Origin of the sequence: Johnsonella ignava ATCC 51276, assembly GCF_000235445.1 — a bacterium.
GTDB classification, from domain to species: domain Bacteria; phylum Bacillota; class Clostridia; order Lachnospirales; family Lachnospiraceae; genus Johnsonella; species Johnsonella ignava.
The window spans coordinates 1-16524 of the sequence record NZ_JH378832.1; the positions used below are offsets into that span (position 1 = coordinate 1).

The following is a 16524-nucleotide window of genomic DNA, read 5'->3' on the forward strand; positions in this document are numbered from 1 at the left end:
AAGTCTCCGTTCGACTTGCATGTGTTAAGCACGCCGCCAGCGTTCATCCTGAGCCAGGATCAAACTCTCTGTTTGATTCTCTCATTATGCCTGCCGGCATTTGTTTCCTTTTTTACTTGGTTTTTTAGGTTTTCGTTCCTTGAAACCTGCCGCTTCTTTGCGGCAAGGTGCAGCATTTATAAACTTAAATTTCAGTTTATAAATAATATACATAAGTATACATATATATACAATATATATATAAATAAATTTATACATGCTGCATTTCTTATTGTTTTTAAGAAATTTCAGGGTTGTGTGTACTGTTTAATCTTTGGTTTTCAAGGTTCTCTGCTCTTTGGAGCAACTTTTAGAGTATAGCATGGAGAAACTTTGCTGTCAAGTCCCTTTTGTCCAACTCCTATGATTTTTAATCTTGTTTTTTATACTCACCGTAAAAAAATCTACGGTAAACATATTATGCTGAAAACAGATCATATTGATGACTTATATACTAATAATAAAATAATGCAAAAAGTAAATAAGCGATAAGACCGGATACCCATGCAACGCCTATTATACAGGATTCTTATTTTGCTTGTCAATAACTAATCCTCAACATTTTATAAAAACTTCCATTTCAGAAAAAACAACTCCTAAACCGTCAATTTGGGGGATAGGAATTATTTAAATTTAGAAGTTGTTTTACGGTTTTGGTTAGATGATTTATATTGACTACTTACAGTTTATATACAAAACAGATGATAAAAGTAAGTATACACGGGATTAAACTTTTAACTAACGAATTATTTTAACCCCTGAAATATATTAATAAAAAATACTTCTAAAGATATAGGTTAATAGATTGTATTTATATAAAAATGAAAGAAACATGCTGTTTGAAATCATGCCGTATGCAGATTTTCCCCAGTTTGAACCGAGAGAAACACTTACAACCAATCCTGCAACCCATAACAATATCATACCCTGTACAAATCCGGCTACCGCTCCTGCTGTGCGATCAACACCTTTTGCTGCCGGTATTTTTTCAAATAACTTAGCAAGCCCCATCAGAAGATGAAGCAGTATCATGCTTAATATAAATACTATAAGGCAGCATGCGATATTAATTATTATCTGACTTGTATACTGCCCTATATATTCAGTTAATTTATTTGTACCGAGTTTCTCCCATATTCTATTATCATTGCCCTTTAGCAAAGCCTTTTTAAAATCCTCCGGAATACTTAGCAATGAAATCTCAGCATTTACATCAGGACTTTCCATACTTTCATTGGATATATTATTTTGTAAATTCAGCCCTTTAACTATATGTCTTTTAATGTCCTGCTGCAGTGAGGTATTTTCTTTTAAAAATTTTCCGATATACGGAGTCGCTATATTTGAAAAAATCAGGCTTATAATTACCAGAGAAATTGAAAGCATAATTTTAAATATACCTCTGTAATACCCGTATGCAGTCATAGCAATCAGGTATATACATACTGCCGTAGTAAGCCAGTGTACTGTAAGCCATTCCATCATGACAGAAAATGTTCCTCTTTAAGTATTAAAAATCCGTCTTTATTATATTTAGGTGAGAATATTCCAAATAACCTTTTTGTAAGCGGTGGTTTTTCAGCTTTGTCAGCTACCGCCTCTATAAGTGCTTCCGCATTTTTCCTTGTAAGTGCCATGCCGTCAGCTTCAAGCATTTCAGCCCTTTCAATCAATGCATTCATGCTTTTCCCGCTTATAACACAGTCTATAGCAGTTGCATACTGACTTGCATATTCACTGAAAGCCTCTGTGCTGAGTTCTTCCGTCTCATAAGCATCATCACGCATACCGCCGTCCTGCATCTCCATGCCTTCGTTATAACCTTGATTATAGCCCTCATCCATATTCTGATTATATCCCGCCTCATCATAAGCAGGCTCACCCTGGTACTGAGCATCATATCCGTTTTGTTCATAGCCTTGAGAAGCATAGCCCTCATCAGTATAACCGGCACTGCCATAGTCCATGTTGTCATTATACATATTATCATAACCCTGAGAGTCATAATCCGGGCTGTTTGCAGGCACTCCTTCCTGTACTATATCATCACCGAAAATATTCTTTTTAGGAGGTTCTTGATACATTTCCTGAGGCATTTGCGATGCCTGCCCGGAAAAACCGCCGGCTGCCGGCATATCTTCATAATTGTCTGCATTTAAATCATCCTGCGGTATTTTTGAATCTAAACCGAAGTTATTTTCATACACCTGCGCAGAAGCCTCTGCATAACTGTCAATATATTCCGACTCCTGCTGCCCGCTGGTATAAACGTCTTCATTTCCTGCAACCGGTGCGCTATCAACCGTCTGTTCCCGGGCAGCATATACCCCTTCATTTGCCAGTTTTACAGTATTTTCCTCAGGAGCGGCATTTTGAACCATATCCTGATTTTGAGGCATCTCGCTTTCACCGTCTCCAGCCTCTCTTATATCCTGATTCCTTTTTATATACGCCTGAGGATCTATACCGCACAGCTTTGCAAAATCAGGATATTCATCAATCAGCATTTCTATCTGGAGATGATTATCTATAAATACTATATTAAGCTCATCAGGAAAATCTTTAAGTATATCAAGCAGATCTTCTATACTCTTCTTACTTAAATCTCCGGCTTCCTCAACTATAAGATCCTTATCTCCTATTCTTTCAAATGAGGCAAATACTCCCTTTTCATTTAATTTTTGCGCTTTTATCTTAATAACCTGATTCTTTTTGCCTGTTCTTACATGAGCTTTTTTAATCCTTGATATAGCCGTATTTAAACCTTCCTCAGGATCTTTTGCTTCAATCATACTTATGTTTAAAAGCTCGTCAAAATCATCAAGCTCAATCAGATCAACACCCATGCTGTTTGCTTCATTATTTGATGGATTTGATGGGGACTCATTTGCGGCATTTGATGAAGACGCATCTACAGCCGTGTCGTTCCTCATATCCGTATAACTTTCAAATGAATTTAAATACCCATTTGCACCGGCTCCTTCAATAGGAGCTGTTCTATATTCCGCCTGTGCCGTCGCATTTCTTATATTATTTTCCTGCTCTGCTATATCCCTTTTTACATTTTCCTCAGGCTGTTCCTCTATCGAAATAACTGATTTAATATCATCAAGCACCTTTGTTTTTTCAGCTTCAAAGGTTTCTGCCTTACCATCATTTTTTATATCGGAAATCTCTCTTTTAAGCCTTTCTCTTTCTTCAAGTTCCCTCATATATGCATCGGTTTCATCTTCATTAAAATCCGAATTATTAACTTGAGATTCTTTTTCAGGCTGTGTATCGTTATTATAAGAAGCACCGTTTAAATCATCATATGAATTTTCTGCAGACTTGTCAGGCTCTGATGTTTCTTCGCTTTGTACAGCCTCACTGCGGTAATCATCGCTTTTCGGCTCCAAAACGTCCTCATGCCTGTCATATAATGCAGTTTTAGGCAGTATATCGTCATCTTCAGCAGATTCATTAAATCTTTCCTCAAGTTGATCTTTATTTTCAATTAAGCTCTGCTGATATTCACTTAAAGGCACTCCTTCACCTTCCGTTTTAAGTGCCATAGCATTTTCAACATACTCTCCAAAACCAAACATAAGCATTATGCTGTCGCAGGTTTTTATACATTCTTCCGAACGCCCAGCATCATGATAAAGTTCCGCAAGCTCGTACATCCATTTTTCATTAATTTCTATGCCATTATATGCCTCAAGAGTAGTAATAAGCTGTTCAAGCGGTGCACCCTTTTCCTTCATTATAAGATAACGCAGCAGATACGCTCTGCTGTCCTCAGGAGCAAGTTCATTAAACTCATTATAATAAGCTTCCGCTTCGGCTATATTGCCCTCCTTTAAGGCAAGTGTAGTCAGTCTGTAAAGGAGATGCTTTCCTACAGGCACCCTCTCAAAGGCAAGGAGAAGTATCTCCTTTGCCTCACTGTAATCATTTACATTTTCATAAATTTCAGACACCAGAGAGAGAAGACTTGAATTGTGAACTCTTCTCCAATCTATACTGTCCGCTATTTTCATTGCAGTTTTATAATCCTTTGACTTGGCAAGCTTCTTTAACTGCTCAACCTTTATATTAAGCTCATATTTATCCATAATAAGTTTCTCCTGTTTACATTATTGTCATTATTACAGCTCAACTCTTCCGTCAAGCGCTCTAAGCAGAGTAACCTCATCTATGTATTCAAGATCCCCGCCCACAGGTATTCCGCTTGCTATGCGGCTTACCTTTATTCCTGTAGGTTTAACCAACTTTGCTATATACATAGCTGTAGTTTCCCCCTCAAGTGTAGAGTTGGTGGCTATAATAAGCTCCTTTACCTCTGATTCAAGTCTTTTTATAAGCTCTTTAAGCTTTATATCATTTGGACCTATCCCAAGCATCGGTGATATAGCTCCATGAAGCACATGGTATACACCTTCAAACCTTCCTGTTTTTTCATATGCTGCAAGATCTCTGCTGTTTTCCACAACCATTATAGTTTTTTGATCCCGATTTTTACTTGCACATATAGGGCATATTTCTCTGTCAGTTAATGTACAGCATAAACTGCAGTATCTTATATTTTTTTTTGCATTTTGAATTGAGAAAATCAGGCTTTCAGCCTGCTCCTTGGGCATATTTATGATATGGAACGCAAGCCTGTGTGCCGATTTCAGTCCCACTCCGGGCAGCCTTGAAAGTTCTTCTATGAGTCTGCTTATATACTCACTGTAATAATCCATACTGTTTTTTTAAAGCTGTATATCAGCACCCAAACCCATATTTCCCATCTTGCCGGGATCCTGTGAGTCCATATTTCTAAGCGCCTCATTAGCTGCCGCCATTATAAGATCTTCAAGCATTTCCACATCATCTGCATCTACCGCTGCAGGATCTATCTTTACCTTAAGCACCTCTTTTTTCCCTGATACCTTAACAAGCACCGCACCGCCTCCTGCAGTGCCTTCAAATTCCGTCTCCTCAAATTCCCTGGTCTTTTCTTCAAGCTGCTTCTGCAGTTTCTGTGCCTGCTTCATAAGGTTATTCATATTGCCGGGCATCATACCTCCCGGAAAACCTCCACGTCTTGCCATATCTTAATCTCCTTTTAATCAATTAAAATCAATTTTATCTTTTTCTATTTCTATATCCATATTTATATCTTCATTATTTAAAAGATCCTCTTGTGATAAATACTGTGTATTCACAATCTCATATTCGTCAGCAAGTCTGATTTTAAATTCAAACTCTCTGCCGTACTTGTTCCTTACCTTTTCTTTTATTATATCAAGGTAATCCTCCCTGTTTGCCCATGCATAGTATTCCTTTTGTGTAAACACTATATTCAGCACTTCTCTGCCGACAGGTTCTATATAAGTATCCTTAAAAAATGATCCGACTGAAGCTCCAATCTCCTCGATAAGCCTTGACCAGTCTCCTCTGAGCATCATAAAATCATCATATTCAGCCTTAGGAAGTACCTTTTTTAAAGGTTTTTTCTCCTTGTCATTTGTTTTATCTACCCTATCATTTTTATTCAGAGGTATATCCGTATTAAAGGAGCCATATCCGGCTGAGAGCTTTTCAATACTGCTTTCAATGTCTGATATTCTTTCAAATACGGCATCTTTATCAAGATCCATCTGAGGAGTACACAGTTTTATAGTTGCAAGTTCAACCATAACTCTTTTACTCTCACTTGATCTAAGGCGATTCGCAAGCTCTGAAAAAATCCTTATATATCTCATCAAAGAAGATTTTGATACTCTTTTAGCATACTCCGACATGCTTTTTGACATTTCTGCCGAAATATCAACCAGATTTTTATAGTCTGCAGCGGATTTTATTATAAGCAGATTTCTCATATACCATATAAAATCCGACACAAAACGTCCTGCCTCCTTACCCTGCATAAATGCCTCATCAAGCACATATAAAGCTTTGGCAACATCATTGCCGAGTATCGCCTCAAAAAGCTCATTAAATATACCTGTGTCGGCAGTACCGAGTATCTCAAGCACATCTTCATAGGTTATAGCTTCTCCAGCCTTAAATGCCGCACATTCGTCTAAAAGACTGAGTGCATCACGCATAGCACCGTCTGCTCTCTTTGCTGTATATTCCAAAGCCTTTTCTTCAATATCAATCTTTTCCTCATTGCATAAAAACTTCATTCTTTGAACCATAGCAGCTGTTTCTATACGTCTCAAATCATATCTTTGACATCTTGAAGCCACCGTTACGGGAATTTTATACGCTTCAGTTGTAGCAAGTATAAATATAACATATCCGGGCGGCTCCTCAAGCGTTTTAAGCAGTGCATTAAAAGCCGATACAGACAGCATATGCACCTCGTCTATTATAAATACCCTATATTTTCCGACAGCGGGGGGATATGATGTCTGCTCCTTTATGGCTCTTACATCATCAACTCCGTTGTTTGAAGCCGCATCAAGCTCAATTACATTCATTGAACTGTCATTTAATATACTCATGCATACAGGGCATTTATTACAAGGTTCACCATTAACCGGATTTTCACAATTTACCGCTCTTGCCATAATCTTTGCAAGACTGGTTTTCCCGGTTCCTCTGGTTCCACAAAAAAGATATGCATGACCGATCCTGCCGGACTTTATTTGGTTTTTAAGGGTCCTGCAAACCGCCTGCTGACCTACCACCTCATCAAATGTTGCAGGTCTCCATCTGCGGTATAATGCGGTATATGACATACCTTTACCTTTCTTTTTATTTAATACTTGTACACATTACTTTTCAGGCTTTAAATATACAATCTATAAAATAAATTTATTTAATACAAATGTTTTAAACTTATACCTACCGTGTTTAATCATTTGTCGCCAAAACATATACCTATACTTCTTGCCTCTTTTATTATAGAAGCTTTCGGATCAACCGTCTTCAGCCTGCCTGCCGTTTCAGAAAGCGGTATGCTTGTGATTTCATCTCCCAACACCGCAACCATCCTTCCAAATTCTTTATCTTTATAAAGCTGCATAGCTTTTGCACCTATCCTTGTTGAGAGTATCCTGTCAAAAGGTGTAGGTGTTCCTCCTCTCTGCATATGCCCCGGAACGGTAACCCTTACCTCCTGCCCTGTAAGCTCCGATATCTGTGCACCGACCTCATAAGCAACAGAAGGATATTTTCTGTTTTTAAGTTTTTCTTTCTGTTCCTTTTTGCCAAGCTTCGCAGTTTCCTTTGAAATCGCACCTTCCGCCACCGCAAGTATTGAATATTTCTTTCCCTGAAGTGTCCTCTCATTTATTGCACCTGTTACAATCCTTATATCATACGGTATCTCAGGAATCAGTATTATATCGGCACCTGAGGATATACCTGCATAAAGTGTGAGCCATCCAACCTTATGACCCATTACTTCAACTATAAAGACCCTGCCATGTGAGGCTGCAGTAGTATGTATATTGTCCAAGACCGTAGTCGCCATAGCAAGTGCACTATGAAATCCGAACGTCATATCGGTGCCGTAAAGATCATTATCAATAGTTTTAGGAAGACCTATTATGTTAAGCCCTTCTTCACTTAAAAGATTTGCAGTCTTCTGGCTCCCGTTTCCTCCCAGAACAAAAATGCAGTCAAGTTTAAGGTTTTTGTAGTTTTTCTTCATCTCATCAACCTTGTCAATACCGTCCGCCTCAACAACCCTCATAAGCTTAAAAGGCTGCCGACTTGTGCCGAGTATAGTGCCGCCACGCATTAAAAGTCCGGAAAAACACTCAGGTGCCATAACTGTATAATCTCCCTTTATAAGCCCCTTGTAACCATCCTTAAAGCCTATGATTTCCATGTCCTCATAATTGCTGTAAAGAGCTTTTGCCAGACCTCTCATAACCGCATTCAGTGCCTGACAATCTCCACCGCTTGTAAGCAACCCTACTCTGCGCATAAGATTTCCTCCTTTTACGGCTGTTTTAAAAATATAACAGCCACCTCATAATAGTATAATATTAATTTAAAACTCTTACAAGCGAAATGTTACATTTTTAATACTAAATTATTTATTTTTCTTGAATTTTTCATATAATTAAATACCTAAAAGGCTATAGAAACATCCAATACATTAAATTAAAAGTGTTTTGAATATTTCCATAGCCTTTTATATTTCCGTACATCCTGCTTTGAATGCCAGCCATAAACGTTACCCGGACAGTTGACTCGGCGACGGCTGTCTTACGGCACACAAAAGCTCCCGCTTATTGCTGCTACATTCCTGTCCTGACAAGGTTCACAGGGTTTTGTTGCGTAAGGACCCTCACGTCAGCATCACTTATCCGGGGCAGCCTTACAGATGGACACCCTAGGCAGGATATCACCTCTGCTAAAGCGGGTTGCAGATACAGGGCACCGCTATCTCCCCGGCTGTACGGATTACCAGTATAATGCCTTTTAAGACTCATGTCAAGTGGCATATGCATTACAGTTTATCCCCCTCTCTAAATATGCTTTAAAAAGAAACAGCTGACAGTATAATAGCACTGATATAGTATTCTCTTAACACAAATACTGCAAAAATTCAGCAACAGACTGCATCTTATTTTTAAATATATATATCAAAATAAATACCGGGGGATAAAATATTGTATATTTATATAGAAATTGTTCTTAATATTAGAATTGTTTTATATGTAATTAATTGATATTTTAAAATTGCACTGAAAATAAGATTAAAAAAACGTGATAATACACAATTGACTTTTTTGATATAATATTTAAACTTAAAGGTAATAATTACACTTTTAGATTTATAAGAGTTTGATTATTTATAGGAAATGCAGTTTTTTTAGAACTCAGTAATGCAGCATAGATGTGTTTTTTGGTTTCTATGCATAACAGCAGCTGTATTGCAGTTGCTGCCGTGAATTGGAGGTGGTATCATATGTTCGTTTAAACTAACTGCCGTAACAACCGGATATTTCAGTTTTTACAGGGCTTTTATGGCAGAGTTTTGTTTTGTATTTATAGTAAAAATGTATTAAGCCAATGTTTAATGTAAGTCGAAAGTCGATTGCTGTGTAATTACCGACATGAAATATTAATAAAAAACATTAACATTGGACAAATAATTAACATCAAAAAGCAGTAGTATTTTATTTTATAAGGCTTTAGGAAACGATAAAGCCGAATCTAAGTCTATTTGTATAGGCTATATAGTCTATACAGTGTTATGAGGAGATAAAAAATGAATTCAAAGAATAATTTAATAAAAAAGTTTACATAAATATATTTTAAAAGGTTTTTCTGCGTGCTGACAGCTATTTTGCTTATATCAGCCAATATTTTAAATATAAATTTTTTATACGCCTATGCCGATGAAAATAATAAGTCTGTTGCCAGAGACGTAGTACTTGTAATAGATACCTCCTACAGTATGGAAGGGCAGCCCATTGAAGCGGTAAAAACGGCATCAAAGCAGTTTTGTGATGATTTGCTGGATTCAACTGATGATAATAAGGTGGCAATAGTTCTGTACGCCGGAAATGTTTACAGCAAAAAGGAATTTACAAACAACTTATCCGAGTTACATAGCTACATTGACAGTATAGGGCTAAGATCCGCAACCAATATATATGATGCACTGGTATCCGCAAAAGAGCTTTTGGATAACCATACAGGCAGAGAGGATGCAATAAAAAATATAATCCTCTTGACTGACGGACTGCCACATCACAGCCCCCCGGCTGAAGATGACAGGTATGCAGATCTTCAAAGTGAGGGTACAGGTAAAAACGCTACATACATATATAACTATTATACGGAGAATCTGAAAAACAACTATAATGTGTATACATTAGGTTTTTACCATAAACTTAATGAGACATTAAGACCGTTTGCCAACAAGTTCATGTCCGATATACAAAATAACGGTTATTATGAAGTAAAGGACGCTACTAAAATAAGGTTTGCCTTTAAAGACATAGTTAAAAAAATAAATAATTCAAAATGCCCTGTAATAGTGGTGCCGGGTATAATGGGGTCGAGATTGTTTAAGGGCGAAAAACTTGTTTGGATTCCGAAAGGTATGTTTAATTCATTAAAAGCTATAAGTAAATATAGTAAAAATATGGTAATCAGTCAGAAGCTTAGTGTAAGAGGTAACTATGATGAGAACGGAAAACCTGTAAATCAGGCTCTGCTTCCGGAATCTAAAAGGGAGTACGGTGCCTATGACTCATCAAAGTTATTAATTGACGGTATTATAGGAAGATTTTCTGAACTTGGAATACCAAGAAGATCTGTATACATCTTCTCCTATGATTTTAGGAAAAGTAATTCAGAAAATTCTGAAAAATTGAATAAATTTATAAATGATGTGCTAAAAGCAAATCCAAATTACAGTCAGGTAGATGTCGTTGCCCACAGTATGGGAGGGTTGGTGCTTTCATCCTACGTAAATGCCAACGGAAGTGATAAACTCAGACGTATTATAACGGCAGCAACACCGTATGAAGGTGCTACAAGGATGATACAATCCACATTAACATCCAAGGTTACTGATAACATAGGGGGGAATTTTGCTTTGAAGTATCTTGGAGGTTTTTCACAAGACATTAAGACATCATATCCCTCCATTGCCCAGCTTATGCCCACAAAAAGGTATTTTAATTCGACAGTCAATTCAACCGGCAATGTAAGCAGCCTTTTTAAAACATATAAAGATGAAGGATTTATAGCTAAGCCGACTTTGGTAGTTGGCATGACTTATGATGATTATTACAATATAAATAAAAAACTATTTAAAAATTTATATGATGAAGCTGTAGGTTTTCATAATTCAATCATAAGAAATAATACCAATATACTGGCAACACTGGATAAATCTTATTTTGTCATAGGTACGGGAGAAAAAACTGTTACAGGATTAACCTATGATGAAAATGGTATTACTAATTTAACATATGACAATGGAGGTGATGGAACCGTACCTTTAAGTTCTGAAAATATGATTGGATATCTTGATAATCTTCCGTCCGGAAGAACTGCAGCTTTTCAAACAAATCATACGGGAGTTATAGGCTTTAATCCCTCAGAAGGAACGGAGGCGGCAAGCCGTAATTCAGTGAATTGGATAATTGATATACTTGCAAAAGGCTCATCCGATATAGCAATTCCCAAGTACGACCCTACAAGATTTATAGTTATAAGGGTTGCATGCCCTGTAGATGCGGAAATATCTAAAGACGGTAAGGTGCTTAGCTCCAACGAAGAAGTTTTCAATGACAGCACTTCATTCGGCTGCATGGATCTTTGCGGTAAAGACGGAGAGATAAAGATGTTCTGTATTGATGATGCCGCCGATTATAATATAAAGCTTAAAGGTACCGATACCGGCAGGATGGACTACTCAATAAGATATTTTAATGAAGATGCAACTCTGGATAAGGAATTTAATTTTACAAACGTTCCCATAACTGATACTACGGTAATAACTACCAAATCAGATATAAATGATATTAAGCTTTCACTGGACTCCGATAATGACGGCAATACGGACTATACACTTGCTCCGCAAGACTATTCGGAGCTTAAGCTTCCTGAAAGCCCAAGAAAGGATTTACTTGAACCCGGATATACGCTTAATATGGGAAATGGAGGTCTTATCTCTTCTATTACAAGAGACGGCAGAGAAATTGAAATAGCATCTACTGAAGAAGCCCCGGTAAATGAAGGAGATAAGGCTGAGATCACGGCACCTGAGTATAAGTCGGGCTTTAAGTTTAAATACTGGGACCTTGCGTATGGAGATATAAATTTAAACAGAAATGAAAGAACTCAGGTAATAACGGTAAATAAATCGGATATAAGATTAAATGCAGTTTATGAAGAAACTCCTTTAGCAAGCGATTCAAATGCTTCAAAGGCGGGAATTGTTTATGAATCCAAAAGCGGAAACTTTGCAATAAATGTATGGGGAGAAGAAAACAGTGATTATACAGACTTAAAAACAGCTTTAATAAGCAATGAGGAAGATCGTGCCGTTCTTGAGGAAGGCAAGGAACTTAAGTACTCTGTTGTATTTAATGAAGCTGTACCTACCGCTTCAGACTCAAATGCCATAAAATCCGTTGAAGGTGAATATGTAAAAGCGGCATTAAAGCTTGATATAGGACTTAAAAGATATGTAAATAATATATTCTCACCTCTTGCATCGAATACAACACCTAAAGTCCATGTATATGCGAAACTTCCAAATAAAATGCTTGGAAAAAGTGAGTATAAATTATGGAAACTTGAAAAAGATGAAAACAGTACCGATACAGTCCTAACTGAAATAGATACTTCACATACCAAGCTTAATACACCGTATTTTACAGGAAGTTTTGACTTTACCTCAGATATAGGCAGTAAAATTCTGATCTCGTATAAGGACACAAACAGGGTTGCAATAGTTAGCGCTCTGCCCGGCGAAAAATATTCACAGGCAAAAGTTAATGTACTGAATGTAATATCGGGTCAGACACTGGAAAATAATCCTGAATATAATATGCTTGCCCTTGATATAGATAAAATATATACGGAGCCTGCAACTGGCATTGTATATAATTTTGCCGGACTGTCAAAGGACAAAGAAGGTCATAAAAAAATAGGAACCGATGTACCTATAAAGGAACAGATGATCTTATATACTGTATATGAACCTGCCAAAACCGATAACAGAGGCAGTGATAATACACCTCGGGGCAATATAAATGATATGCCTGATAATACGTCCGATAATCATGATGATAATAAAAACTATTCCAAGGATAAAAAAACAGGTGATTCGAAAAGTGATGGCGTATATTCATCAAGCAGTTCAACTAACTCTTTATCTAAAATTATATATGCACATAAGTCTGCTGCCGAAACTGAAGGCGGAAAGTGGATAAGTCTTGATAATGACAGGAAAAAATGGGCATTTGAATTAAAGGATAAAAGCAGGATAAAAAGAGCATGGGCTGAAATTAAAGATGCATCAGGTGCTGTAAATACCTACTGTTTTGATGAAAAAGGAGTAATGCAAATCGGTTGGATAACACATGAAGGCGGTATATGGTATTTCCTTGAAGCTCAGGATGAAAGGATGCTTGGAAGTCTTAAAAAGGGCTGGTACCATGATAATAATGATAAATACTGGTATTATCTGAATCCGCAAACCGGAGTTATGGAAAAAGGCTGGCAGATGATAAATAACAAGTGGTATTATTTTTCAGAGATTCAGAGAAATCTAAAATATAATAATGAAACGGGGGAAAATGAATATTATCCTCAGAGACCATACGGCTCTATGTATATAAATGAAAAAACACCTGACAATTATAATATTGGAAATGACGGGAATTTAATCGGAAATTAAAGCCTGATAAAGCTTACTGATTATATTATGTGAATTAGCAGCTGTTGTATATTGATATAAACTGTGATATGTATATATCAAATACAACAGCTGTAAATATAATTACTATAAATCTACATTTAAGAAACCGAGGGAATATAATGAAAATGAATAAATTTGAAGTGTTTTTCTTTTCATCAGTTGCAAGTATAATTATAAATTTTATATTAGGGTGTATTTTGACTTTGAGTGTTTTTTTACTGATGTTTGGTATTAGCATTGCAGGATTATCAGGACTAAATAAAGTTGATATTGTAGGCATGGTTATAATATTCTTTGCATTTTTAGTACCATGGTCTATATATAATATATACAGATATCATCTATGGGAAAAATTCCAAAAATCTAAAGTTATTTATATCTGTACACTTATTATACCTTCTTTTTGTGTTAGTCTCATTCTAATTATAATGTCTATACCGGAGTATATAAAATACGGTCCGGGTCCACATCCTTTTATGATCTAAAGAAATTATTATAATGTTAACGAGGTATAAATATATGGATGATTTTGAGAAAAAATATTTTTCATTGAAACAGGCTTCAATTATAAATTTATTATTTTTACTTTTTATCATATGGATTAATTACCAAATTAAAGAATTGTCATATAGTGATTTATATGATAAAGATACTATGGAATTTGCTGCAAAATACATGTTGTTATTTTCTAATGTTATATTTGGCGGAGGAATAGGAATGTATAATTTAATAAGATTAAATGTATGGTGTAAAGAAAACAGTAAATTATATAATCTCAAAAACTATATAATAACAATACTGATACTTGCACTGGCTATACTTATTATAGAATTAGCACTTTATTTAATCTTGTGGAAAAATATATAATCACTATAAATCTACATTTAAGAAACAGAGGAAATATAATGAAAATGAATCAATTTGAAAAGTTTTTCTTTTCATCAGTTGCAAGTGTGATTATAAATTTTGCATTAGGATGTATTTTGGCTTGGTCTCTTCTTTGGCTGTCATGGATACTAAATTTTTCAGGATTATCAGAGATGAGCAAAAGTGATGTTGCAGGTACAATTATGGAATTCTTTGCATTTTTAGTACCATGGTCTATATATAATATATACAGATATCATCTATGGGAAAAATTCCAAAAACAAAAAGTGATTTATATATGTACACTTATTATACCTTCTTTTTGTATTAGCCTCATTATAATTATAATGCATATATCTGATTATATAAAGTACGGTCCAAATAGAAGTTTTCCTTTTTTGTAATATATAATACTATCACCTGAAATGAGGTATAAATATATGGATGATTTTGAAAAAAAATATTTTTCATTACGACAGGCTTCAATTATAAATTTATTATTTTTATTTTTTATCATATGGATTAATTTCAAAATTAAGAAAATATCATATAGTGATTTATATGATAAAGATACTACCGACTTTGTTGCGAAGTATATGTTGTTGTTTGCTAATATTATATTTGGCGGAGGAATAGGAATGTATAATTTAATAAGACTGAATGCATGGTGTAAAGAAAACAGTAAATTATATAATCTCAAAAACTATATAATAACAATGCTGATACTTGCACTGGCTATATTTATTATAGAATTAGCACTATATTTAATCTTGTGGAAAAATATATAGAAATATAGTTAAGTTAATAATGATTTACATACGATTATATCTTTACCCCACAAGACTATTCGGAGCTTAAGCTTCCTAAAAACTCAAGAAGAGATTTGCTTGAACCCGGATATACGCTTAATTACTGCACCTGAGTATAAGTCCGGCTTTAAGTTTAAATACTGGGACATTGCGTATGGAGATATAAATTTAAACAGAAATGAAAGAACTCAGGTAATAACGGTAAATAAATCGGATATAAGATTAAATGCAGTTTATGAAGAAACTCCTTTAGCAAGCGATTCAAATGCTTCAAAGGCGGGAGTTGTTTATGAATCCAAAAGCGGAAACTTTGCAATAAATGTATGGGGAGAAGAAAACAGTGATTATACAGACTTAAAAACAGCTTTAATAAGCAATGAGGTAGACCGTGCCGTTCTTGAGGAAGGCAGGGAAATTAAATACTCTGTTGTATTTAATGAAGCTGTACCTACCGCTTCTGACTCAAATGCTATAAAAGCTGCCGGCGGTGAATATACAAAAGCGGCATTAAAGCTTGATATAGGACTTAAAAGATATGTAAATGATATATTCTCACCTCTTGCATCGAATATTTATACAACACCTAAAGTCCATGTATATGCGAAACTTCCAAATAAAATGCTTGGAAAAAGTGAGTATAAATTATGGAAACTTGAAAAAGATGAAAACAGTACCGATACAGTCCTAACTGAAATAGATACTTCACATACAAAGCTTAATACACCGTATTTTACAGGAAGTTTTGACTTTACCTCAGATATAGGCAGTAAAATTCTTATCTCGTATAAGGACACAAACAGGGTTGCAATAGTTAGTGCCCTGCCCGGTGAAAAATATTCACAGTCAAAAGTTAATGTACTGAATGTAATATCGGGGCAGACACTGGAGAATACTCCTGAATATAATATGCTTGCCCTTGATATAGATAAAATATATACGGAGCCTGCAACAGGCATTGTATATAATTTTGCCGGACTGTCAAAGGACAAAGAAGGTCATAAAAAAATAGGAACCGATGTACCTATAAAGGAACAGATGATCTTATATACTGTATATGAACCTGCCAAAACCGATGACGGAGGCAGCGGTAATACACCTCAGGGCAATATAAATGATATCCCTGATAATACATCCGATAATCATACCGAAAATAATAAAAATTATTCCAAGGATAAAAAAACAGGCGATTCAAAAAGTGATGGTGTATATTCATCAAGCAGTTCAACTAGCTCTTTATCTAAAATTATATATGCACATAAGTCTGCTGCCGAAACTGAAGGCGGAAAGTGGATAAGTCTTGATAACGACAGGAAAAAATGGGCATTTGAATTAAAGGATAAAAGCAGGATTAAAAGAGCATGGGCTGATATTAAAGATGCATCAGGTGCTGTAAATACCTATTGTTTTGATGAAAACGGAGTAATGCAA

9 protein-coding genes, 1 rRNA gene, 1 other RNA gene and 1 pseudogene are annotated in these 16524 nt (G+C 35.6%); 4 read left to right on the forward strand and 8 right to left on the reverse strand.

Features of this window, described 5'->3' with window-relative positions; all coding sequences use genetic code 11:
• The 8 genes from HMPREF9333_RS05890 to ffs all read right to left on the reverse strand — a co-directional run.
• A 16S ribosomal RNA gene (locus tag HMPREF9333_RS05890) occupies positions 1–75 on the reverse strand; the annotation flags it as partial.
• A 732-nt stretch (positions 76–807) separates the two neighbouring features.
• Positions 808–1524 (reverse strand): CvpA family protein, encoded by a 717-nt coding sequence (locus HMPREF9333_RS05895; RefSeq protein ID WP_005540576.1) that lies wholly within the window; start codon positions 1522–1524, stop codon positions 808–810.
• On the reverse strand, positions 1521–4136 hold the full coding sequence (locus HMPREF9333_RS05900) for a tetratricopeptide repeat protein (protein ID WP_005540577.1): 2616 nt from the start codon (positions 4134–4136) through the stop codon (positions 1521–1523). Before HMPREF9333_RS05900 ends, HMPREF9333_RS05895 begins: the two co-directional genes overlap by 4 nt.
• A gap of 33 nt (positions 4137–4169) precedes the next feature.
• Entirely contained in the window at positions 4170–4766 is a 597-nt protein-coding gene (gene recR, locus HMPREF9333_RS05905; protein ID WP_005540578.1) for a recombination mediator RecR, read from the reverse strand.
• A gap of 9 nt (positions 4767–4775) precedes the next feature.
• The gene (locus HMPREF9333_RS05910; protein WP_005540579.1) at positions 4776–5117 is read right to left on the reverse strand and encodes a YbaB/EbfC family nucleoid-associated protein; all 342 of its coding nucleotides are present in this window, start codon (positions 5115–5117) and stop codon (positions 4776–4778) included.
• Between the two features lie 18 nt (positions 5118–5135).
• Entirely contained in the window at positions 5136–6755 is a 1620-nt protein-coding gene (dnaX, locus tag HMPREF9333_RS05915) for a DNA polymerase III subunit gamma/tau (RefSeq protein ID WP_005540580.1), read from the reverse strand.
• Between the two features lie 119 nt (positions 6756–6874).
• On the reverse strand, positions 6875–7951 hold the full coding sequence (locus HMPREF9333_RS05920) for a 6-phosphofructokinase (protein WP_005540581.1): 1077 nt from the start codon (positions 7949–7951) through the stop codon (positions 6875–6877).
• 218 nt (positions 7952–8169) lie between these two features.
• Positions 8170–8432, reverse strand: an RNA gene (gene ffs, locus HMPREF9333_RS12545) — signal recognition particle sRNA large type.
• An 875-nt stretch (positions 8433–9307) separates the two neighbouring features.
• Between ffs and HMPREF9333_RS05930 the strand changes: the two genes are divergently transcribed.
• The 4 genes and pseudogenes from HMPREF9333_RS05930 to HMPREF9333_RS13065 all read left to right on the forward strand — a co-directional run.
• Positions 9308–13399, forward strand: a complete 4092-nt coding sequence (locus HMPREF9333_RS05930) for a VWA domain-containing protein (protein WP_005540582.1) — start codon at positions 9308–9310, stop codon at positions 13397–13399.
• Positions 13400–13939: 540 nt separating this feature from the next.
• Positions 13940–14287: a hypothetical protein gene (locus HMPREF9333_RS13060; RefSeq protein ID WP_040882429.1), complete on the forward strand. Its 348-nt coding sequence runs from the start codon at positions 13940–13942 to the stop codon at positions 14285–14287.
• Between the two features lie 440 nt (positions 14288–14727).
• Positions 14728–15075, forward strand: coding sequence for a hypothetical protein (locus tag HMPREF9333_RS05950; RefSeq protein WP_040882432.1), 348 nt, complete (start codon positions 14728–14730; stop codon positions 15073–15075).
• A 99-nt stretch (positions 15076–15174) separates the two neighbouring features.
• A pseudogene (locus HMPREF9333_RS13065) lies at positions 15175–16524 on the forward strand (hypothetical protein); the annotation flags it as partial.

Excerpts from the sequence above, each read along its gene's own strand:
- HMPREF9333_RS05895 (WP_005540576.1), bottom strand. The coding sequence starts at position 1,524 with ATGATGGAATGGCTTACAGTACACTGGCTTACTACGGCAGTATGTATA.
- HMPREF9333_RS05900 (WP_005540577.1), bottom strand. The coding sequence starts at position 4,136 with ATGGATAAATATGAGCTTAATATAAAGGTTGAGCAGTTAAAGAAGCTT.
- recR (WP_005540578.1), bottom strand. The coding sequence starts at position 4,766 with ATGGATTATTACAGTGAGTATATAAGCAGACTCATAGAAGAACTTTCA.
- HMPREF9333_RS05910 (WP_005540579.1), bottom strand. The coding sequence starts at position 5,117 with ATGGCAAGACGTGGAGGTTTTCCGGGAGGTATGATGCCCGGCAATATG.
- dnaX (WP_005540580.1), bottom strand. The coding sequence starts at position 6,755 with ATGTCATATACCGCATTATACCGCAGATGGAGACCTGCAACATTTGAT.
- HMPREF9333_RS05920 (WP_005540581.1), bottom strand. The coding sequence starts at position 7,951 with ATGCGCAGAGTAGGGTTGCTTACAAGCGGTGGAGATTGTCAGGCACTG.
- HMPREF9333_RS13060 (WP_040882429.1), top strand. The coding sequence starts at position 13,940 with ATGGATGATTTTGAGAAAAAATATTTTTCATTGAAACAGGCTTCAATT.
- HMPREF9333_RS05950 (WP_040882432.1), top strand. The coding sequence starts at position 14,728 with ATGGATGATTTTGAAAAAAAATATTTTTCATTACGACAGGCTTCAATT.